The sequence below is a fragment of the Paraburkholderia azotifigens genome, from assembly GCF_007995085.1.
GTDB lineage: Bacteria > Pseudomonadota > Gammaproteobacteria > Burkholderiales > Burkholderiaceae > Paraburkholderia > Paraburkholderia azotifigens.
In genome coordinates this window covers 1,735,909-1,757,964 of the sequence record NZ_VOQS01000001.1, presented here as the reverse complement: position 1 = coordinate 1,757,964, position 22,056 = coordinate 1,735,909, and the positions used below count along the sequence as shown (strand labels likewise).

At 61.3% G+C, this 22,056-nt stretch carries 17 protein-coding genes; 8 read left to right on the top strand and 9 right to left on the bottom strand.

Going from position 1 to position 22,056, the window contains the following annotated elements; all coding sequences use genetic code 11:
* Window positions 1-267: 267 nt before the first annotated feature.
* From FRZ40_RS07800 to zwf, 3 genes are all read right to left on the bottom strand, one after another.
* Window positions 268-2,184 carry a bifunctional transcriptional regulator/glucokinase gene (locus FRZ40_RS07800; RefSeq protein WP_147233798.1) on the bottom strand — a complete coding sequence of 639 codons (1,917 nt, stop codon included), beginning with the start codon at window positions 2,182-2,184 and terminating at the stop codon, window positions 268-270.
* Window positions 2,162-2,869: a 6-phosphogluconolactonase gene (gene pgl / locus FRZ40_RS07795; protein WP_147233797.1), complete on the bottom strand. Its 708-nt coding sequence runs from the start codon at window positions 2,867-2,869 to the stop codon at window positions 2,162-2,164. The genes FRZ40_RS07800 and pgl overlap by 23 nt, the downstream gene beginning before the upstream one ends.
* Before the next feature lie 138 nt (window positions 2,870-3,007).
* Entirely contained in the window at window positions 3,008-4,465 is a 1,458-nt protein-coding gene (gene zwf, locus FRZ40_RS07790; protein WP_147233796.1) for a glucose-6-phosphate dehydrogenase, read from the bottom strand.
* A 529-nt stretch (window positions 4,466-4,994) separates the two neighbouring features.
* Between zwf and FRZ40_RS07785 the strand changes: the two genes are divergently transcribed.
* The 4 genes from FRZ40_RS07785 (at window position 4,995) to FRZ40_RS07770 (ending at window position 9,414) form a co-directional block, all read left to right on the top strand.
* Window positions 4,995-6,242, top strand: a complete 1,248-nt coding sequence (locus FRZ40_RS07785; protein ID WP_028370317.1) for an ABC transporter substrate-binding protein — start codon at window positions 4,995-4,997, stop codon at window positions 6,240-6,242.
* 165 nt (window positions 6,243-6,407) lie between these two features.
* Entirely contained in the window at window positions 6,408-7,349 is a 942-nt protein-coding gene (locus tag FRZ40_RS07780; protein WP_028370316.1) for a carbohydrate ABC transporter permease, read from the top strand.
* Complete coding sequence (locus FRZ40_RS07775; protein ID WP_028370315.1) at window positions 7,339-8,196, top strand: carbohydrate ABC transporter permease; 858 nt, start codon at window positions 7,339-7,341, stop codon at window positions 8,194-8,196. The genes FRZ40_RS07780 and FRZ40_RS07775 overlap by 11 nt, the downstream gene beginning before the upstream one ends.
* Before the next feature lie 102 nt (window positions 8,197-8,298).
* Entirely contained in the window at window positions 8,299-9,414 is a 1,116-nt protein-coding gene (locus tag FRZ40_RS07770) for an ABC transporter ATP-binding protein (RefSeq protein ID WP_028370314.1), read from the top strand.
* A gap of 103 nt (window positions 9,415-9,517) precedes the next feature.
* On the opposite strand, the gene FRZ40_RS07765 is transcribed toward FRZ40_RS07770, so the two are convergent.
* The 4 genes from FRZ40_RS07765 to trxB all read right to left on the bottom strand — a co-directional run bounded on the left by FRZ40_RS07765 (window position 9,518) and on the right by trxB (window position 13,176).
* Window positions 9,518-10,411: a restriction endonuclease gene (locus tag FRZ40_RS07765; RefSeq protein WP_147233795.1), complete on the bottom strand. Its 894-nt coding sequence runs from the start codon at window positions 10,409-10,411 to the stop codon at window positions 9,518-9,520.
* A gap of 133 nt (window positions 10,412-10,544) precedes the next feature.
* Window positions 10,545-11,165, bottom strand: a complete 621-nt coding sequence (locus FRZ40_RS07760; protein ID WP_028370312.1) for a trimeric intracellular cation channel family protein — start codon at window positions 11,163-11,165, stop codon at window positions 10,545-10,547.
* Between the two features lie 15 nt (window positions 11,166-11,180).
* A complete protein-coding gene (locus tag FRZ40_RS07755) occupies window positions 11,181-12,005 on the bottom strand; it encodes a Smr/MutS family protein (protein ID WP_147234788.1) in 825 nt (274 codons plus the stop codon).
* A gap of 169 nt (window positions 12,006-12,174) precedes the next feature.
* Window positions 12,175-13,176 (bottom strand): thioredoxin-disulfide reductase, encoded by a 1,002-nt coding sequence (gene trxB / locus FRZ40_RS07750; protein ID WP_028370310.1) that lies wholly within the window; start codon window positions 13,174-13,176, stop codon window positions 12,175-12,177.
* Window positions 13,177-13,661: 485 nt separating this feature from the next.
* Here trxB and FRZ40_RS07745 point away from each other — a divergent pair, with 485 nt between their 5' ends.
* Both FRZ40_RS07745 and lolA read left to right on the top strand, forming a co-directional pair.
* A complete protein-coding gene (locus FRZ40_RS07745; protein ID WP_028370309.1) occupies window positions 13,662-15,977 on the top strand; it encodes a DNA translocase FtsK in 2,316 nt (771 codons plus the stop codon).
* Between the two features lie 36 nt (window positions 15,978-16,013).
* Window positions 16,014-16,709 carry an outer membrane lipoprotein chaperone LolA gene (gene lolA, locus FRZ40_RS07740; RefSeq protein ID WP_147233794.1) on the top strand — a complete coding sequence of 232 codons (696 nt, stop codon included), beginning with the start codon at window positions 16,014-16,016 and terminating at the stop codon, window positions 16,707-16,709.
* A gap of 9 nt (window positions 16,710-16,718) precedes the next feature.
* Here the strand turns inward: lolA and FRZ40_RS07735 are convergent, their stop codons facing one another.
* Window positions 16,719-17,633 (bottom strand): LysR family transcriptional regulator, encoded by a 915-nt coding sequence (locus FRZ40_RS07735; RefSeq protein WP_147233793.1) that lies wholly within the window; start codon window positions 17,631-17,633, stop codon window positions 16,719-16,721.
* 162 nt (window positions 17,634-17,795) lie between these two features.
* On the opposite strand from FRZ40_RS07735, the gene speB reads away from it, so the two are divergent.
* On the top strand, window positions 17,796-18,788 hold the full coding sequence (speB, locus tag FRZ40_RS07730; protein ID WP_028370306.1) for an agmatinase: 993 nt from the start codon (window positions 17,796-17,798) through the stop codon (window positions 18,786-18,788).
* A 277-nt stretch (window positions 18,789-19,065) separates the two neighbouring features.
* On the top strand, window positions 19,066-20,697 hold the full coding sequence (locus tag FRZ40_RS07725) for a tetratricopeptide repeat protein (protein ID WP_147233792.1): 1,632 nt from the start codon (window positions 19,066-19,068) through the stop codon (window positions 20,695-20,697).
* A 22-nt stretch (window positions 20,698-20,719) separates the two neighbouring features.
* Here the strand turns inward: FRZ40_RS07725 and cytX are convergent, their stop codons facing one another.
* A complete protein-coding gene (gene cytX, locus FRZ40_RS07720; RefSeq protein WP_147233791.1) occupies window positions 20,720-22,036 on the bottom strand; it encodes a putative hydroxymethylpyrimidine transporter CytX in 1,317 nt (438 codons plus the stop codon).
* Window positions 22,037-22,056: the final 20 nt, after the last annotated feature.

Sequence of the window (22,056 nt, the reverse complement as noted above, 5' to 3'; positions counted from 1 at the left end):
ATGCGCCTGTTAGAGGCGTTGGCAACACACATGAAATAGCGTGTTGCCGTGTGGAGTGCGGGACCCGTGGGGGGCCCGCAGGCAAACACAAGGATTAGCGGGGTGAGCGGCTTTCTTTTGCCTACTTTTCTTTGCCGCTGCAAAGAAAAGTAGGTGCCGCCCCGCACAGGGGCAACGCAAGAAGCACCGATACGAATTCGCGGATGCCAGCGATAAAGAAACCCAAAAACCTAAAAATGGCGACTAGCGTCGCTGACAAAAAAACCGCTAGTCCTTCGGCGAAGCCGCAGCCCCGTGACTAAGCCAGTCAAGCACCGCCGACGTATCATCATCGGCGCCCTTGCGTGCCTTCGTCACAGCAGCGCTCACTTCAGAAGCCGGCGCAGCACGCCGAATCGCAACCCCAACAGCCAGAATATCGATCATCAACAGATGCAGAATCCGCGAAATCATGGAAAGCTGCGATTCGCGAATCTCGATGTGATCGGTCTCCAGCGCGACTGTCGCGCGTTTGGCCAAAGGCGTATTGCTCGACGTAATGGCGATCACCTTCGCACCCGCCTGCATCGCCACTTCCAGCACGCGCAGCAACTCGGGCGCGCGTCCCGACTTCGATACCGCGACGATCACATCGCCCTTGCCGAGCAGCGCCGCGGACGCAGCCTGCATGTACAGATCGCCATAGGCAATCGTCGGAATGCCGAAACGGAAGAACTTGTAGTGCGCATCCTGCGCGACGATGTTCGAATTGCCGAGCCCATAGAACTCGATGCGCCGCGCCCCGTTCAGCAGATCGATCGCCGCCTCGACGTGCTCGAAGTTCAGATGCTCGCGCAGCTGCAAAATCGCCGACACGGTGTTGTCCAGCACCTTCGCGCCGAAGTCCGTCGCCGTGTCGCCGAGATGCACCTGGCTGTGCGAGACGGGGATCGTGCCCGTCAAACCCGTCGCGAGTTTCAGCTTGAAATCGGACAGGCCCTGGCAGCCGAGTGAACGGCAGAAGCGGATCACCGTCGGCTGGCTCACGTCGGCCTTGCGGGCGATGTCGACGATCGGATCGTTGATGATCGAACGCGGATGGTTCAACGCGAGATCGGCGACGCGCCGTTCGGCAGGCGTCAGCGCATCGCGCATCTGCCGGATGCGCTCGAACACGGCCGACGAACTTCCGCCAGCGCGATTCGACAGCTGCTCCGCGAGAATCGCCGACACGCCGAGGAACGCCGGATACTCCGCCGTGATCACGTAGGTCGGCACGTTCTTCAGGTAAGCCTCGAAACGTCCCTTCGCCTCGAAGCGCTTACGGAACGACGAGCGCGCGAACACTTCGCCCAGACGCGGCACCACGCCGCCGCCGATATAGATGCCGCCCAGCGCGCCGAGCGTCACCGCGATGTTGCCCGCAAAGGTGCCGAGAATGCCGCAGAACACGTCAATCGTTTCAGCGGCCAGCGGATCGCCGTCGAGTCCCTTCTTGACGATCTCCGATACTTCGATCGTCGAGGGCACGCGCTTCTTGTCGCGTCCCGCGAGCGCGCGATAAATCACCTCAATGCCGGGGCCGGCCGCGACGCGTTCGAACGACACGTGCGGCCACTTCTTGCGCGCGTACTGGAGAACGAGGTCTTCGCGCTCGTCCATCGGCGCGAACGTCGCGTGGCCGCCTTCGCTGCCGAGCGCGATCCAGCGGTCGTCGGCGGGAATCAGACCCGACACGCCCATGCCCGTGCCCGGGCCGAGCAGGCCGATCACGCTGTTCTGGCGGCGTGAGCCGCCGCCGACCTGCACGCGCTGCGAATCGGTAAGTCCGGGCAGCGCCATGGCCAGGGCGGTGAAGTCGTTCACGACCAGCAGCGTATCGAAGCCGAGCGCGCGGCGCGTCGCTTCGATCGAGAACGTCCAGTCGTGATTGGTCATGCTGACCTGGTCGCCATCGACTGGATTAGCAATCGCAATCGCTGCATGATTCACGCGGCCGATCTTCGTGTCCTTCAGATACTTCTTGATGACCTCCGCAACGCCTGGATACTCGGCGCACGGATAGACGAGAACCTGCGTGATTTCGCCCGGACCCGTCTCAAGCGCGAAGCGCGCATTGGTGCCGCCGATGTCGGCGAGCAGCCTCGGTCCGTCGGCGTGCTGGCCCGCACCGGGGGCAGCCTTAGTTTGCACACCAGTAGACATCGAGTCTCACTCCCTTGTCGTTCGCCAGCGTCGAGATGGCATTTTTTTGTGGGGCGGCTGCGGCGGCATTGAGCACGTCGAGCTTTTTCTGACCGGCAATCAGCAGGAACAGCCGGTCGATCTTCTTCAATGCGGACATCGACCAGCTCACGCGCGCATGCGGGACAGCGCCGGGATGCACGGCGACGAACGGTTCGGCCGTCGAGACGGCGTGCTCCCATTCGGGCGCGTCCGCGAAAATCGATGCCGTGTGGCCGTCTTCGCCCATGCCGAGCACGGCGACATCGGGAAGATGGCGCGTACCGTCGGCGGCTTCGCCGTTCAACACGGCGACATAGCCGTCGAGCGATTGCGTCGTATCCACGAGGGGAAGGAAGGCGGCGTCACGCGCGGCATTCTGCAACAGCGTCTCGCGCGCGAGGCGCGCGTTGCTGGCGTCGTCGGTTTCGGGCACCCAGCGGTCGTCGACGAGCGTCACGGCAATGCGCTTCCAGTCGAACGGTTGCGCGGAAAGCGTCTGCAGAAACGGTCGCGGACTCGTGCCGCCGGACACGGCAAGCGTCGTCGGGCGGGCGCGGGTCGCGCTCGCACGGGCGGCGAGCGACGCATGTAACGCGTCGCCGACCGCCTTCGCCAGCGCGTCGGATTGGGCGCGCGGGTCGTCGAAAGCGTGAAGCTCGATCACTTCTCCTCCATGCTGCTTTCTTTGTTTGATCTGAGGTGCTGCGGGATCATGCTGTGCTGCACACGGCGCGCTGCGTGAAACTGATGAAAGACATCGATCATCGCAGGTCAAAACAAAACGCGCCGCACAACTTCATATTCAGTTTTCTTCTTCGAGCCAGCAGGTGCCGTGCTGCGCGAGCATCGCGCTCGCTGCCGCCGGTCCCCACGTGCCGGCCGCATACGGCTTCGGCTTGCCGGACGCGGCCCATTCGTTGAGGATAGGCTCCACCCACTTCCATGCCGCTTCCTGCTCGTCGCGACGCACGAACAGCGCGAGGCGCCCGTTGATCACGTCGAGCAGCAGGCGCTGGTACGCCTCCATCTGGCCTTCCTTGAAGAACTGGTCGAAGGCGAGGTCGAGGTGGACGCTCGACAGGTTCATCCCTTCGCCCGGCTTCTTCGCGAGGCAATACAGGCGAATGGTTTCGTTCGGCTGCAGGCGGATGACCAGCCGATTCGCGCCGGCGCGCAACGCCGACGCGCCCAGTGCCGAATGCGGCACTGCACGGAAGTTCACGACGATTTCCGCGACGCGATCCGCGAGCCGCTTGCCCGTGCGCAGGAAGAACGGCACGCCCGCCCAGCGCCAGTTTTCGATCTCGACCTTCAACGCCACAAACGTTTCCGTTGCGCTGTCGGTCTTTACGCCGGGTTCGGTTGCATACGCCGGCACCGACGTGCCGCGGATGACGCCCGAATGATACTGGCCGCGCACGGCGAGCCTGCTGATCTCGCGCGGATCGATCGGCTTGAGCGCGCGCAGCACGCGCAGCTTTTCATCGCGGACGGAATCCGAATCCATCGAATGCGGCGGCTCCATCGCGACGATCGAGAGCAACTGCAGCAAATGGTTCTGCACCATGTCGCGCAACGCGCCCGTATTGTCGTAGAAGTCGCCGCGCGCTTCGACGCCGAGTTCTTCGGCAATCGTGATCTGGATGCTCTCGACCCACTCGCGGCGCCACAGCGGCTCGAACAGCGCATTGCCGAAGCGCAGCGCGAGCAGGTTCTGCACGGGCTCTTTGCCCAGGTAGTGGTCGATCCGGTAGATCTGCTCTTCGGCAAAGATCTCGCCGACGGCGTCGTTGATCGCGTTCGACGAACGCAGGTCGTAGCCGAGCGGCTTTTCGAGCACGATACGCGCGTGCTCGTTCAACCCTACTGAGGCCAGCGCGCGGCAGATCGGGACGAACAGCGATGGACCCGTCGCCAGATAGAACACGCGCGAGCTGGGCAGATCCTGCATGGCATCGCGCAACTTCACGAAGTCTTCCGCGTTGCCAAGATCGAGCTTCACATACTCGATGCGAGCGATAAAGCTCGCCCACGCGTTTTCATCGACGCCGTTCTTCGCGACGTGCGCCTTTACGTGTTCATTGACCCATTGCAGATATCCGTCACGGTCTTCCTCATGACGCGCGACGGCCACGATCTTGCCGCTCGCCGCGAGCATGCCCGCACGGTGCGCTTCATACAGAGCCGGGAGGATCTTGCGCATCGACAGATCGCCAGTTCCGCCGAAGAGAACGAAGGTGAAGCTAGAGTCGGTTTGCATGCGTCTCCGTGGGATATCCGAGGGGCTGTAAGGCGCCCGTAGTCCGATAAAATTTTTTTGACACTGAATTGTAGTTTAACTACAATCCAAATCAAGAGGTAACGTGAATTCGATGAAAAAAGCGTGCGGGGCTTGTGAACAAGCGCCTTTTCGCGGGTGCACGTAGCTTCCCTGCATGTTAACGGACAACGCGTTCCGGCATGCGCCAGAGTGCCTTTCGGGCGCGGCGCAGCATGGCGGAAACGGGCGTTTTTCAGCGAACGACGTGCGCGGACCACCTCGAGTCTGCAACGCGCCGCAGTCAGAAGGCGGAGCAGGCAAAAATCAAAAGAGGAGACAGTTCTTGCACTGCACATCACTCATCTCTTGAGCGTCGCGCGGCCGAACCTCGGCGCGCGGGCACATCCACACCATCGTGTGCCTGTCCGACGCTCGACCGTCCAGCGTATTGCCTGTTTGACCAACCATCACACCCTGGTGACATCAGGGGCCACTCGTTTTTAGTTCAGGTGTCTGGAGGAGATAAGCAATGAAATTCCGTGCGATCATGGGCGCCCTGTGCGCCGCAGGTCTGATGTGTGGCGTCGCCACGGCCCAGGCGGCCGAATCTGTCGAAGTGCTGCACTGGTGGACGTCGGGCGGCGAGTCGAAGGCCGTCGGCGTGCTGAAGGACGACCTGCAGAAGCAGGGTTACACGTGGAAGGACTTCGCGGTGGCAGGCGGCGCGGGTGCAGCGGCCATGACGGCACTGAAGACCCAGGTGATCTCGGGCAACGCGCCGAGCGCGGCTCAGATCAAGGGCCCGCTGATTCAGGACTGGGCCTCGCAAGGCGTGCTGGTGAACGTCGACTCCGTCGCCGGCGACTGGAAGAAGAACCTGCCGCCCGAAATCGACAAGATCATGCATGCGGACGGCCACTACGTCGGGGCGCCGTTCTCGGTGCACCGCGTCAACTGGCTGTACATCAACAAGGCAGCACTCGACAAGGCAGGCGGCAAGGTGCCGACCACGTGGCCTGAGTTCTTCGCTGTCGCCGACAAGATGAAGGCAGCCGGCATCCAGCCGATCGCAATGGGCGGCCAGCCGTGGCAGGACCTGACGCTGTGGGAAGACGTCGTGCTGTCGCAAGGCGCGGACTTCTACAAGAAGGCGCTCGTCGACCTCGACCAGAAGACGCTGACGTCGGACAAGATGCTCGGCGTGTTCGACACGGTCCGCAAGATCCAGGGCTACTTCGACAGCGGCCGCACGGGTCGCGACTGGAACCTGGCGACGGCGATGGTCATCAACGGCAAGGCCGGCATGCAGTTCATGGGTGACTGGGCGAAGGGCGAGTTCGCGAACGCGAACAAGAAGTCCGGCTCGGACTACATCTGCGCGGCTGTTCCGGGCACGGAAAAGTCGTACACGTTCAACGTCGACTCGTTCGTGTTCTTCCAGCAGAAGGGCCAGAAGGCAGCGACGCCGGGCCAGCTGGCGCTCGCGAAGACGATCATGAGCCCGGAATTCCAGGAGCAGTTCAGCCTGTACAAGGGTTCGATTCCGGTTCGTCTGGGCGTGCCGATGGATAAATTCGACGACTGCGCGAAGAAGTCCTACGCTGATGAACAGACGGCCATCAAGTCGGGCGGCTATGTGCCGTCGCTGGCTCACGGCATGGCTCAGCCGGACGCAGCAGCAGGCGCAATCTCGGACGTCGTGACGAAGTTCATGAACTCGAATCAGGACTCCAAGAGCGCGGTTGCCGCACTCGCGAAGGCTGCTAAGACGAAGTAAAGCAGTCGTAGCAAAGTTGTAGCAGAACGCCCGGCGCGCATGGTCTTTAATCAGTTCATACGCGCCGGACGACGATGGCGCGTTGCATGGTGCAATGCATCACCGCGCCTCCGCCGCTCGGCGTCTTTCATGAACGCCTGACGGTTCAGTTCCAGGAGTCGAGTTGTGACTGCTTCTATTAGCGGAAACGCAAAAGGCACGACGCGTGCAACGCGTCCCGTGTCGCCGATGGCGGCATTGGCCGACCGCTGGATGCCGAAGCTGGTGTTGTCACCCAGCATCGTCATCAGCCTTGTCTTTGTCTACGGTTTCATTCTCATCACGGGTTATCTGTCGCTGTCCACGTCGCGACTGATGCCACGCTACGATTTCGCCGGGTTCGACCGGTATACCGAGCTGTTCGACAATGATGTCTGGTGGACGTCGGCGGCGAATCTCGGCTGGTTCGGCATTCCGTTTATCGCGATCTGCATTGGGCTGGGTCTGTTCCTCGCGATCCTGCTCGACCAGAAGATTCGCAACGAAGGCGCACTGCGCGCAGTGTTCCTGTATCCGATGGCGCTGTCGTTCATCGTGACGGGTACGGCGTGGCAGTGGATTCTGAATCCCGATCTCGGCTTCCAGAAAGTGCTGAACGACTGGGGCTGGACGAGCTTCTCGTTTGGCTGGCTGGGCGACCCCGACAAGGCGATTTTCTGCGTCGTGATCGCGGCCGTGTGGCAATCGACAGGCTTTGTGATGGCGCTGTTTCTCGCCGGTCTGCGCGGCGTCGACAGCGAGATCTTCAAGGCTGCGCAAGTGGATGGCGCGACGCTGCCCACCATCTACCGCAAGATCGTGATTCCGAGCATGCGCCCCGTGTTCTTCTCGGTGCTGCTGATTCTCTGCCACATCACGATCAAGACCTTCGACCTCGTCGTCGCGTTGACGGCGGGCGGTCCGGGCACGTCGTCGTCGCTGCCCGCGATGTTCATGTACACGTTTTCGTTCAACCGCGGGCAACTGGGCGTCGGCGCTGCATCGTCGATGATGATGCTCGCAACCGTCGTGGCCGTGCTCGTGCCGCTGATGTACCTGGAATCGAGGAGCACGCGCAATGCAGCCTAAGATGAACATCAGCCGCGCGTTCATTTACGCGGCACTGATCCTGTTTGCGTTGTACTTCCTGTTCCCGCTGTACGTGATGCTCTCGACGTCGTTCAAGGACATCGACCAGCTCCGCTCGGGCAACCTGCTGACGCCGCCGTCGCACTGGACAATTGCACCGTGGGTGAAGGCGTGGAGCCAGGCCTGTACGGGCGTGCGCTGCGACGGCATGGAGCCGTTCTTCATGAACTCGGTGAGGATGGTGATTCCCGCCGTGCTGATCTCGTCGATCATCGGCGCGTTCAACGGCTATGTGCTGACGCACTGGCGCTTCCGCGGTGCGGACGCGTTCTTCACGATGCTGCTGGTCGGCTGCTTCATTCCGTTCCAGGCAATCCTGTTGCCGATGGCGCGTCTGCAAGGCTTCTTCGGTTTGTCGAACACGATCGGCGGGCTGGTGCTGGTGCACGTTGTCTACGGTATCGCGTTCACGACGATGTTCTTCCGCAACTTCTACGTGAGCGTGCCGGCGGAACTCGTGAAGGCGGCGCGTATCGATGGTGCAGGGTTCTTCATGATCTTCACGAAGATCATGATGCCGATCTCGCTGCCCATCTTCATGGTCTGCCTGATCTGGCAATTCACGCAGATCTGGAATGACTTCCTGTTCGGTATCGTGTTCTCCGGTGTCGATTCGATGCCGATCACCGTGGCGCTGAACAACCTCGTGAATACGTCGACGGGCGTGAAGGAATACAACGTCGACATGGCGGGCGCGATCATCGCGGCACTGCCGACGCTGCTCGTCTACGTGATCGCCGGCCGCTACTTCGTGCGCGGTCTGACGGCGGGTGCGGTGAAGGGCTAATCAATTTTCAGTGCGCCTGCGTGATAGCGGTGCGCAACGGCATTCGGCTCGCGTCGCCAGCTAGCGACGCATCAGCAGTACAGAGACTAGAGGATTCACAGCATGGCAAGCCTTTCCATCCGTGACGTGTACAAGACCTACCCGAACGGGGTGCCCGTCCTGAAGGGTGTCAACATCGACATCGAAGACGGTCAGTTCCTGATTCTCGTCGGCGGCTCGGGCTGCGGTAAGTCGACGCTGCTCAATATGATCGCCGGTCTCGAGACCGTGACGAAGGGTGAGATTCAGATCGGCGGCAAGACGGTGAACAACCTGTCGCCGAAAGATCGCGATATCGCGATGGTGTTTCAGTCGTACGCGCTGTATCCGTCGATGACGGTGCGCGAGAACATTTCCTTCGGTTTGAATATCCGCAAGGTCGCGAAGGGCGAGCAGGATCAGATCGTGGCTCGCGTTTCCAAGCTGCTGCAGATCGAGCATCTTTTGGATCGCAAGCCTGGTCAGCTGTCGGGCGGTCAGCGGCAGCGTGTCGCGATGGGACGTGCTTTGGCGCGTGATCCGGCGATGTTCCTTTTTGACGAGCCGCTGTCGAATCTCGACGCTAAATTGCGTATCGAGATGCGTTCGGAAATCAAGCTGCTGCATCAGCGTTTGGGCACGACGATCGTTTATGTGACGCATGATCAGATCGAAGCGATGACGCTGGGCGATCGGATTGCTGTGATGAAGGACGGTATCGTGCAGCAATTTGGGGCGCCGCAAGAGATTTATGATTCGCCTTCGAATCTGTTCGTGGCCGGGTTTATCGGTGCGCCGCCGATGAACTTCATTCAGGGTAAGGTTGTCGAGCAGGGTTCCGGGGTTGGGCTCGAGCTTGATACCGGTGTGAAGCGTGGCGTGCTGAATCTGCCTTTCGATGGCGCGGTGAAGAGCCATGTCGGCAAGGAAGTGATTCTTGGACTGCGTCCTGAGCGGATTACCGATGCGCGCAATGCTCATAACGTCGAAGACGGGAAGCTGCAGCCGATTGAGGTTAAGGTCGATGTGATTGAGCCTACGGGTCCCGACACTTTGGTGTTTGCGCAGGTGAATGGCAAGCGGGTGGTTAGCCGTGTGCACCCGGGGGCTAATCCGCAACCTGATCAGAACATGTCGCTGATGTTCGATGTTTCTAAGGCGGTTTTGTTTGATCCTAAGACGGAAGAGCGGATTGCTTAAGGGTTAATTACTGTTGCTGAGTTGGTTTTGAGAAGGCCCCGAGCGTTTGATGCGCTTGGGGCTTTTTTTGCTTTTGCGCTCGGGGCTTCCCAAATCAAACGGGCTAGCCCTCGGGCGATAGGAAATAGACGGGCCTCAACGGCATACGGCGCCGCGCTTCGTCGCTGAGATGCTTGTAATGACCGACCCAAAGGTCATACAGCCTTCGTATATCGATTAATGTCAGTCGGCGACGTTCTTGATTTCTTGCTGCTTCGATTGCATCCCGCGTGAAGCCACCAAGTGAAACAAACAGGCCGACATCGTCGTCGCCGAGTACCGCAAGAAACGAACGTACTCCTTCAACACTGATCGCTTGCACCTGGCGCTTCACCTGAACCTTGATGCGAGGCGGTTTTGTCCCGAGCGGGTCCGGCCACGCAAGGATATCGATTCCACCATCCTTGCCAGGGGGCGCTTCCCATTCCACGTGGTAGCTCATTGCACGCAATAAATCAGCGACCAATGCCTGGAAGTCGTATGGGTTCATTTGGTGCAGGAACTGTGAAACCTCATCCCATGCTTGCTCTTCCGCCTCTTCAAGTGTGATGCTTGCCGCCTTGCCACTCGTGCTGTCGTCGGTCTCCTCTGGTGTCGTGGGTTCGGCGTCCGGTCGAGTCGCACGCCACTTTTGGTATAGCTTCACCGCCTGTTTGTGGAATGCTTCTGGGTCACTCATCGTTTCATAGGCGTTTCGGCCCTCTTCGGTAACCAACCATACGCCCTTCGTCTTTACTAGCCACCCGGCTTTCACGCAGTCAACCGTGGCGAACCGTACAATTTTTTCAAAGCGTCGAACTCCGGAGTCGTACTTGCCAGACTCATACTCAGACAGCGTTACCTGATTTTCTAGTTCCAGCAATGCGACACGCGCGGGCAAGCCATCGCTGGAAGCCATGAGAAGCTTAAACAAAATCCGTAACAGTTCGCCGGTTCGACGTCGAGTGATTTCTGCCATTCAAACTTCCTTTTTCTTCTAATGCGTAGAGCAACGAAATCCCGTTGAAATGATTCGTACTATTAACTAATGGTGGGGAAAAATCGGATGATTATGCTGAATGTCAGTATTCGACTCCGGCGTCGGGTGCCACTCAATGCGGCAATCTCACATCCAGCTTGAATGTCACCAGCCGCGCCACAAGAATAAACCCGGTAGCGATCAACACGCTATAAACCGTATCGAAGTTAATGTAATCCAGCAGCAGATAAAGCCAGCACCCGACGAGCGCACAAGTCGCATAAGGCCGTGAATCCCGCAAAATCAGCGGGACTTCATTGCAGATCACATCGCGAATAATCCCGCCGAACACGCCGGTAGCCACACCCATCATCGAAGCCACAAACCACGGCATCTGCGCATCGAGCGCGAGCGATGTCCCCGAGATGCTAAAAAGCCCAAGCCCCACAGCGTCCGCCACCAGCAACACACGCTCATTAAAAACCCGCGTATAAGCTTTCAACACGAACGGCGCAAAAAACGAAAGAGCAAAGATCAGAACCGCGTACCACTGATGCTCGACCCAATAGAACGGCCTCCGATCGAGCAACACATCTCTAACCGTCCCGCCGCCGAAAGCCGTCGCCATCGCCACAAGAAAAGTCCCAACGGCATCGAGCCGTTTCGTACGGGCTTCGATGAACCCCGAGATCGCGTAGGCAAGAATAGCCAGCGCTTCCATGATGGAAAGCGCGAGAGTGAGCCGAGGATGCATCGTCGAAGAGCCTTCTTAGACCTTGCCAGACGAAGAGGGTGAAGCTGCAGACCCAACCGACCCAGGCTGCAGCAATACAAGCACAGCCCCCGCACCGCCATCATGCGCACGAGCCTGCGAAAACGCGATCACTTCTTCCTTCTGCACGAGCCACGCGCGAACCTTGCCCTTCAGCACCGGTTCTTTCCCAACCGACCCCAAGCCTTTCCCGTGAATCACGCGCAGGCACCGCAACCCTTTCTTACTCGCTTCACGTATGAATTCAGATAACGCCTCCCGCGCTTCCTCCCGCCGCATTCCATGCAGATCGAGTTGAGCCTGCACGATCCAGGCACCGCGTCGGAGCTTCTTAACGATTTCCTGACTCACACCGGGCCGACAGTAGGAAAGCGACTCATCGGTATCGAGCAGCACTTCGGGATCGAACTCATCGGAGATGGCTTCGTGCAGCACGGCTTCTTCGTCGAGTTTCGTCTGAATGGGAACAGGCGCAGGTGGCGTGCGAGTGACCGTCGCGCGAGGCTTCGCGCCCAGCGGCGCGACTTCGCCGATTTCACGGCGGAACATGTCGGCGTCGGCGGCCGCTTCACGGGACGCTTGTGCCGCCGCGGCCTTCTCGCGCTGAACGCGTTGCGATGCGCCTTTCAACGCATCGCGCAAACCGCCCAGCCCGGCCAATCCTGCGCCTGCCTCGACCAGCGGTTTCTTCGAAGCAGACGATGACGAAGACGCAGAACCCGAAGCGTCGGAGCCTGAGGAGCCAGCGGACGCATCATCAGCACGGGAAGCCACATTACGCGGCCGTTTCGGTTCGCTCGGATGGGGAAGATTCTTGGGCATGGCGATCGAAGCAAAAAACAAAAAGGGCCGCCGGCATACCGCCGCGGCCCTTCGAACATCGAGAATCTCAACGAGCGCGGCAAGCAGGCTGCATGCCGCTATTTTACCGATCCGCGTCCGCCGCTCTACTGAGGAAACAACCCAACAACCTCAGACGCGTTCAGAATCATCAACGATCAGCCTCAGCGCTCATCGCGCGCTCGCCGATCGACTCATGGATGCTTTCCAGATAACGCTGTGCATCCAGCGCAGCCATACAGCCCGTACCCGCGCTCGTGATCGCCTGACGATATACGTGATCCTGCACGTCGCCGGCTGCGAACACGCCCGGCACGCTCGTGCCCGTCGCGTTGCCGTTTAGTCCGCCGTTCGTGATGATGTAGCCGTTCTTCATCTCCAGCTGGCCTTCGAAGATATCCGTGTTCGGCTTGTGGCCGATCGCGACGAACAGACCTTGCAGTTCGATATCGGTGGTGGCGCCCGTCTTCACGTTCTTGATGCGCAGACCGTTGACGCCGCCGTCATTGCCTTGCACTTCATCGAGCACGTGTTCCCACTTGATCTCGACGACGCCTTCCTTTTCCTTCTCCAGCAGACGGTCGATCAGGATTGGCTCGGCGCGGAACTTGTCGCGGCGATGGATCACCGTCACCTTCTTCGCGATGCCCGCGAGATACAGCGCTTCTTCAACGGCCGTGTTGCCGCCGCCGACCACGGCGACGTGCTGGTTCTTGTAGAAGAAGCCGTCGCAGGTCGCGCACGCGGACACGCCGCGGCCCATGTACAGCTCTTCCGACGGCAGGCCGAGATATTGCGCCGACGCGCCCGTCGCGATGATCAGCGAATCACACGTGTACTCGCCCGAATCGCCGATCAGACGAATCGGCTTTTCGTCCAGCTTGGCCGTGTGGATATGATCGAACACGATCTCCGTGTTGAAACGCTCGGCGTGCTCGAGGAAACGCGCCATCAGTTCCGGCCCTTGCACGCCGTTGGGATCGGCGGGCCAGTTTTCGACTTCCGTTGTGGTCATCAGCTGGCCGCCCTGCGCGAGACCCGTGACGAGCATCGGCGACAGGTTGGCGCGCGCCGCGTAGACGGCCGCCGTGTAACCGGCTGGGCCGGAACCGAGAATCAGAACCTTCGCGTGTTTGGTCGGGGAAGCTGGCATGATCGAAATCCGTTAAAAGCGTCGGCCTGCGGCGTGGAGCAATTGCCATGACCGGCGGAACTGGCGTCGAGCCGGAAATCCTGCTTGACACATTAGTTGGGTATCAGCCCCGCATTATAAACGGCAGGGCAAGCCGCTGCTTCATGAAGCTTTACGATGAAACCGATAGGCGATGCCAAATGCTTAGGCCGGATAAATCGTGTAATGGCGCCGAAATCGGCCGAAAACCTTCATGTTTTGCCCGAAAACGTATGGGAATTACGACATTCCTGGCCGTTCGGCCAACGTTACCGTCATTTACAGCCTTGCACGCAACAGTGCGTTTACAATAGTCGCCAACGAATGACAGGCGGCTTGCCGGCAGACATTTTCGGCACCTGAGTCAGTCCCGAGAGGCGAATTGAAGGGCAACTGAAACTGGCGCCGGGGACCGGAATCGTACCGGCACCTGAAACCGCTGCAGGCCGCCACACGCAACAGGCTCAATGGCAAAAGCTCCATACTCCGCGAACGCGCAGGCATTGCCTCACCGCATGTCGCGCCTTTTCACCGAAATCCGCTGGATTCTCCAGGTGGCGCTCGGCGTTTTCCTCGTGATGGCGCTGATCAGCTACAGTCGCCGCGACCCGAGCTGGACCTTCGCGGCGAAGGTCGACCACATCTCGAACTGGGCGGGCCGCGTCGGCGCCTATACCTCTGACATCCTCCTTCTGCTCTTCGGGCTGTCCGCCTGGTGGTGGATCGTCCTGCTCGCGCGCCGCATCTCCACCAACTACAAACGCATCACCCGTCAGGAAGAGCCTGCCGAAGACGCGCCGCGCGACAACAGCTGGCTCGCGGACGTGTTCGCGTTCGTGCTCGTGCTGCTTGCGTGCGACGGCATCGAGGCGCTGCGCATGTGGTCGTTGAAAGTGCAGTTGCCGCGCGCGCCGGGCGGCGTGATCGGCGAAGCGGTCGCGAAGGGCGTGTCGCATGCGCTCGGTTTCACGGGCGGCACGCTGGCGCTGCTGATCATGCTCGGGATCGGCCTGTCGCTGTACTTCCGTTTCTCGTGGCTTTCCGTGTGCGAGAAGGTCGGCGATTCGATCATCAACGCCGTGACGCTCGCCAAGCTGCGCCGCGAAGCGGGCCGCGACCGCAAGCTCGGTGAAGCGGCCGCCGTGAAGCGCGAAGGCAAGGTCGAGCAGAGCCGCGTCAAGATCGAGGAACACGAGCCGGTGATGATCGTGCCGCCCGTGACGAAGCCGGAGAAGTCAGAGCGTGTCGAGAAAGAACGTCAGGTGCCGCTGTTCGAAAGCCTGCCCGGCGACTCCACGCTGCCTGCCATTTCGCTGCTCGATCCCGCGCCGGCCGCGCAGGAAACCATTTCGGCCGATACGCTCGAATTCACCTCACGACTCATCGAGAAAAAGCTGAAGGACTTCGGCGTCGATGTGAGCGTAGTGGCGGCCTATCCTGGTCCCGTCGTCACGCGTTACGAAGTCGAACCGGCCGTGGGCGTGAAGGGCAGCCAGATCGTCAACCTGGCGAAAGATCTGGCGCGCTCGCTGTCGCTCACATCGATTCGTGTCGTCGAGACGATTCCGGGCAAGAACTACATGGCGCTCGAACTGCCGAACCAGCGTCGTCAGACGGTGCGGCTGTCGGAGATTCTCGGCTCGGCCGTCTACGCCGACGCTGGCTCGCCGCTGACGATGGGGCTCGGCAAGGACATCGGCGGCAAGCCGGTGTGCGCGGACCTCGCGAAGATGCCGCACCTGCTGGTCGCGGGTACGACGGGTTCCGGCAAGTCGGTCGGTATCAACGCGATGATTCTCTCGCTCTTGTATAAGGCGAGCGCGGATCAGGTCCGAATGATCCTGATCGATCCGAAGATGCTCGAAATGAGCGTCTACGAAGGCATCCCGCATCTGCTGTGCCCTGTCGTCACGGATATGCGCCAGGCCGGCCACGCGCTGAACTGGACCGTCGCCGAAATGGAGCGCCGCTACAAGCTGATGAGCAAGCTTGGCGTGCGCAACCTCGCGGGCTTCAACAACAAGATCGACGACGCCGCGAAGCGCGAAGAGAAACTTCCGAATCCGTTCAGCCTGACACCGGACGATCCTGAGCCGCTGTCGCGTCTTCCGAATATCGTCGTTGTGATCGACGAACTGGCTGACCTGATGATGGTGGTCGGCAAGAAGGTTGAAGAACTGATCGCGCGTATCGCACAAAAGGCGCGCGCGGCCGGTATCCATCTGATCCTCGCGACGCAGCGTCCGTCCGTCGACGTCATCACGGGTCTCATCAAGGCCAACGTGCCGACGCGGATGGCGTTCCAGGTGTCGTCGAAGATCGACTCGCGCACCATCCTCGATCAACAGGGCGCGGAATCGCTGCTCGGTATGGGCGACATGCTCTATCTGCCGCCGGGTTCAGGCCTGCCGGTTCGCGTGCACGGCGCGTTCGTGTCCGACGACGAAGTGCATCGCGTCGTCGAGAAGCTCAAGGAGCAGGGCGAACCGAACTACATCGAAGGGCTGCTCGAAGGCGGCGTGTCGGGCGAAGGCGACGAGGGCTCCGCCGATGCCTCGGGAACGGGAGCAGGCGGCGGCGAGTCAGACCCTCTATACGATCAGGCGGTCGAAATCGTCATCAAGAACCGTCGTGCATCGATCTCGCTCGTTCAACGGCATCTGCGCATCGGCTATAACCGCGCCGCGCGTCTGCTCGAGCAGATGGAGCAGTCGGGGCTGGTGTCGGCGATGTCGTCGAACGGCAACCGCGAAATTCTGGTGCCGGCACGCGAGACGGAATGACGCTCGCGGCCTGGACGCCACAAGGGAGAAAACTACATGCTGCAAATCGTTGGGTCTAAGACCCGTCTTGGTAGTCTGATGCGCGCGCTCGCTTTCGGCGCATCGATGCTCGTCGCGTCGCATGCGTTCGCAAGCGGCACGGATCAGCTGAAGCAATTCGTGTCGCAGGTGCGTTCGGCGCGCGGTGAATTCGTGCAGACGGAAGTGCGTGCGCCGAGCAGCGCGCAACAGCAGGCGAGCGGCGTGCTGTCGACGCAAAACGCGTCGCAGAACAAGGTGTCGAGCGGAACGTTCACGTTCGCGCGTCCGGGCAAATTCATCTGGGCCTACGAGAAGCCCTACGCGCAGCTGCTGCAGGCCGACGGCGACAAGCTCTACGTCTACGACAAGGATCTGAACCAGGTCACGGTGCGCAAGCTCGGCGGGGCGCTCGGCGCGAGTCCGGCGGCGATCCTGTTCGGCAGCAACGATCTCGACAAGAACTTCACGTTGAAGGATGGAGGCGTGAAGGCGGGCATCGACTGGCTCGAACTGATTCCGAAGTCGAAGGACACGCAGTTCCAACGCGTCGGCATCGGCTTCAAGGACGGCAACCTCGAAGCGATGGAGTTGCACGACGTGTTCGGCAACGTGACGCTGCTGAAATTCTCGAACATCCAGAAGAACCCGTCGCTGCCTGCGGACGCCTTCAAGTTCACGGTGCCCAAAGGCGCCGACGTGATCAACGGCTAACCGCGCCGATCACGCCTGAAGCTCGGGCGACGGATGCGCGGCCTTCATATCGTCGATAAACGCATCGACGATTTCCGTCCGATGCTGCCGCGTGCGCGTGACCATATGGAACGCGACGCGGTAGCCCATCTGCTGCGGGTTTAGCGCCGCGAGCAAACCTTCCTTCACGTACGGCGCGGCGAAGTGCCCCGGCAGATAGCCGAGGTGATGACCCGACAGCACGAGCATCGCAACAGCCTCCATGTTGTCGGCGACGGCGGAGACGTTGTGCGGCGTCGCCGATGCTTCCGCCTCTGGCAGCGGATAGCTGCGCCACGCCCATTCATGCTGCGCGGCTTCGGCGGGCGAGACGTTGCCCGCGCGAGCGAAAAGCGGATGCCCCTTCGCGCAATACGCGAACTGTTCCTCTGAAAAAATCTCGGTGTACTCAAGCGAGGGCACGCGATGCCAGAAATAGCCGATGCCGATCTGAATCCGTCCACTGAGCAGCAGTTCTTCGAGTTCTCCTGGCGAGCGCACAAGAATCGAGAATCGCACCGATTCGTCGCGGGCACGAAAGCGCGCGATCGCATCGCTGATGCGCGCACTTTCCGACACAGGCGTATGCCCGATCATGCCGATTCCGAGCGTGCCGACCAGCTTTCGTCCGACGTTTCGCGCCTGCACGCCGAAGGCATCGACGGCGGACAGCAGTGCGCGCGCGGCTTCGACGAACTGTTCGCCTCGCGCTGTCAGGCTAAAACCGCTGCGGCCGCGCTCGCATAGCCGGTAGCCCAGACGGGTTTCGAGCGTCGACAGTTGCGTGCTGATGGTCGACTGCCCTACATTCAAGGTGGCCTGAGCAGGCGAAACGCCGCCCGCGTCCACGATGGCGAGGAACACGCGGATCAGGCGCAGGTCGAGATCGGTCAGTTGCGAGAACATACGGCAGGATACATTGGTGCGAATCGATGTGAAGTTTTTTCTGTCGGCATTTTATCTTTGCCGAAACTGCACAAAAATAAGAAATGCACCGGCGTCGCGCGCTTTGCGGCAGCTGGATTTGACGCTTTTTAAAGATGCTGTGCTTTTCATTGGCGAACCACGATGAATACTTCCTCGAATTTTGTTTCCCCTGACCTCACGGAGCGGCCGCAGCCCCTGTCGGGCAACGTGATGCCGCGTTCCGGCGGGATCGCCACCATGATGCGGCTGCCGAACGTCGGCTCGGCGGAAGGACTCGACGTGTGCTTCGTCGGCGTGCCGTTCGATCTGGGCACGTCGAACCGCACGGGCGCGCGCTTCGGTCCGCGTCAGATTCGCGCGGAATCGGTGCTGCTGCGCCCGTACAACATGGCGACGCGCGCCGCGCCGTTCGACTCGCTGCGTGTCGCCGATATCGGCGACGTCGCGATCAATCCGTACAACCTCCTAGATTCGATCGACCGGATCGAGCGCGCTTACGACGAAATCCTGCAACACGGCGCGAAGCCGATCACGCTGGGCGGCGATCACACGATCGCGCTGCCGATCCTGCGCGCGATCCACCGCAAATATGGCAAGGTCGGTCTGATTCACGTCGACGCGCACGCCGACGTCAACGACACGATGATGGGCGAGAAGATCGCGCACGGCACGCCGTTCCGCCGCGCGGTCGAAGAGGGCTTGCTGGATTGCGATCGCGTCGTGCAGATCGGTCTGCGCGGCACGGGTTACGCCGCGGAAGACTTCGACTGGTGCCGGGATCAGGGCTTCCAGGTCGTGCAGGCGGAAGCGTGCTGGAACCAGTCGCTGGTGCCGCTGATGGCGCGTGTGCGCGAGCAGATGGGCGACGGCCCCGTCTACATCACGTTCGATATCGACGGGATCGATCCGGCTTTTGCGCCGGGCACAGGCACGCCGGAAATCGCCGGGCTGACGGTGCCGCAAGCGCTCGAAATCGTGCGCGGCGCGCGCGGGCTGAACATCGTTGGCTGTGATCTGGTGGAAGTCGCGCCACCGTACGATCCGTTCGGCACGACGGCCCTGCTCGGCGCGAATCTCGCGTTCGAACTGCTGTGCGTGCTGCCGGGCGTCGAGTATCGGCCGGTGACGCGGTAATTCATCGTTGCGCTGGCGCCTCGATGGCGCCGCATATAAGGGCGATTCCCAGAATCGTCCGGACAACGCCCATAACGTCTGTTATGGGCGTTTTTGTTTTTCGCCGAGCGTCGATGTGATTCGCCTTGCGCCGGCATTTTTAAGAATAGTGGGCTAGAGACGGACTCCTCTGCTCGGTACGCTACAAGGGCTTCGGCGCGACTTTGATCTGAATTCTTAGATAAATCGTAAAGCGCGCCGCCACTCCTTCCTAATCCGTCTCTCGCAGGATCAAGTCATGTACGGCGATTTGCAGAATCCCGAGTCCGCAGTCGATGCCTATTCATTCGCCGTCTCCCTGTATGGCAAAGCACGCTTCGATGCAGCGCTTGCGTTACTCGAACCGCTGCTGTTCGCGCGGACGACCGACGTGCAGGTTTTCAATCTCGCCGCCGCGTGTTGTCTGTCGATGGATCGTCCGCATGACGCGGAAACCCACTGGCGGCGAGCAATCGCGCTGAAGCCCGATTACTGCGACGCGCATAGCAATCTGGGCGTCGTGCTGAAAGAACAAGGCCGCCTGGACGAAGCCGAGGCATGCTATCGCAACGCGCTGTCGATCTCGTCGAATCACGCGGGCGCATATGTGAACCTGGGGCGGCTCTACGCGCAACTCGGCCGTCCGGACGACGCCGAAGCGGCCTATCTGCGTGCGCTCGAACTTCAGCCGGGTGACGGCGATTTCCTCGTCAATCTGGGCGTGCTGTATCAGGCGCAGATGCGCATGCCGGAAGCCGAGGCGGCATACAGGAGCGCAACCGAAGCCAATCCGCACGACGTCAAGGCGCACTTCAATCTCGGCGTGGTACTCAAGATGCAGCATCGCTTTGCCGAAGCGGAAGCGTCGTATCGGCGGACGCTCGCGCTTCAGCCCGATTATTTCGAGGTGAAGATCAACCTCGCGCATCTGCTGCTCAACGTCGGGCGGCTGAAAGAAGGGTGGGCGCTGTTCGAAACACGCTACGATCCTCGTTGGCCGGCGCGCAAGATCGCGCCGCCGCCCGTCGACTTTCCGATGTGGCGCGGCGAGCCGCTCGCGGGCAAGTCCTTGCTCGTGTGGCCCGAGCAAGGGCACGGCGACAGTCTCCAGTTCTGCCGCTATCTGCCGATCCTCAAGGCGCGAGGTCTCGCGAAGCTGAGCATCGTGTGTTCGCCTGCGTTGCAGCGTCTGTTCGAGACTATTGAAGGCGTCGACCAATGCATTGCGCCCGACGACGATCACATCGTTCCGCAGCACGACTACGTGTGCCTGACGATGAGTCTGCCGCATCGCCTCGGTACGACGACCTTCGCCAGCATTCCAGGCACGACGCCTTATCTGCAGGTGCCGCCCGCGTACGCCGCTAAATGGAAAGGACGTCTGCCCGAAGGCGAACCCAGGGTAGGGCTTGTCTGGGCCGGCGATCCTCGTCCCGATCAGCCCGAGATCAACGCAGTCGACCGCCGTCGCTCGCTCGACGCACGCGCCTATCTTCCGTTGCTTGGCGCGCCCGGCGTCACGTTCATCAGCCTGCAAATGGGCGCGTTGACGCAGCCGCAAATCAGCACGCTGCCGCCGGAGTTACGTCCATTCGATCCGATGCACGACGTGCGCGATTTCGCCGACACAGCCGCGATCATCGACCAACTGGACCTCGTGATTACCGTCGATACATCGATCGCCCATCTGGCGGGCGCATTGAATACGCCAACGTGGATCCTGTCGCGTTACGACGGGTGCTGGCGCTGGCTGCACGATCGCGACGATACGCCGTGGTATCCGCGCACACGTCTGTTCCGTCAGACGCAGCCAGGCGAGTGGGGCGAGGTGATTGAGCGCGTGAGAACCGCGCTCGAAGGATGGTCGGCGCACGAACGCACGCCGGCCTGAAGTCTGCGGGGCAAGACAGCGCTCACGCGTAAGCCTGCTTGCGCGCCGACACGAACACGAGATAACAGACGGCGCCGATCACCAGCGCCGGCAGCGTCGCGCCGAGATTCGGCAGCCACTGGTTGATCGCCTGATACGCGGCGATGCCGATCGCCCACGCGATAAACGCGCTCATATGCCAGCCGCCCGAGTAGCCGTAGCGGCCTTGCGTATCGGCGAGCGCATCGACGTCGATGCGGCGCTTGCGCACGATGAAGTGATCGACCAGCACGACGCCGAACAGCGGCGCGAACACCGAACCAATCAGCAGCAGGAAGTTCTGATACTTCGCCATCGGCACGGCGAGCGCGATCAGCGTGCACAGCGCGCCGAACGCAGCCGACAGCAGCGGCACGCTCGCGCGCGTCCAGAACGTCCCCGTCGACACGGCCGCAGAGTGCACGTCGGCGAATGCGTTGTCGATTTCATCGATCAGCACGAGCAGCAGCGCGAGGCCGCCGCCCGCTTGCGCGAGCGCCGTCGTCAGCAGCGCGTCGCCGCCGCCCGCCGCCAGTCCGTACACTGCGCCGAGCGCGTAGAACCAGACGTTCGCGATGCCGTAGCCGAGGATCGTGCCGCGGAACGTCTCGCCCGCTTTCCGGCCGAAGCGGGTGTAATCGGCGATCAGCGGCAGCCACGACAAGGGCATCGCGACGACGAGATCGACCGCGCCGCCGAACGACATTTCGCCGTTGCCCGGCCGCTGCATCAGCGCGCCGAGATCGTTCTTTGCCAGCAGGCTGTAAGTGAGCCAGGCAGCGCCCGCCAGCAGCAGCCAGATGCCCCACGAGCGCAGAAAGCGCCGCACGAACGACAGCGGGCCGCTGATCGCGAGCAGCGTCGCGAGCACGCCGAAGATCAGCGTCCAGATTGGCGGCGCCGAGAAGCCGAACGCCTGTTTGGAGAGGGCATCGGCGGAATCGCGCATCACGATCACTTCGAACGAGCCCCAGCCGACCAGCTGAATCATGTTCAGCACGGCGGGAATCGACGCGCCGCGCACGCCGAGCGTCGGACGCAGCGACGACATCGCCGCGAGCCCCGTGTCCGTGCCGATCACGCCCGCGAGCGCGAGCAGCACCACGCCGATCACGCTGCCGATCAGAATGGCCAGCAACGCATGCGACAGCGAGAGGCCGGGCACGAGCAGCGCGCCCGCCTGCGCGACCAGCAGGCCGATGCCGAGCGAAAACCAGAGTGCGAATGCGTCGCCCGTCTTGAACGCGCGGCGCGCATCCGGCACCGGCTTGAGCGGTGCGTAGGTCGAGCCGGTCTCGCCGGCGATGGGATTCTGAGCCATTGAATCTCTTTCCTGTCTGT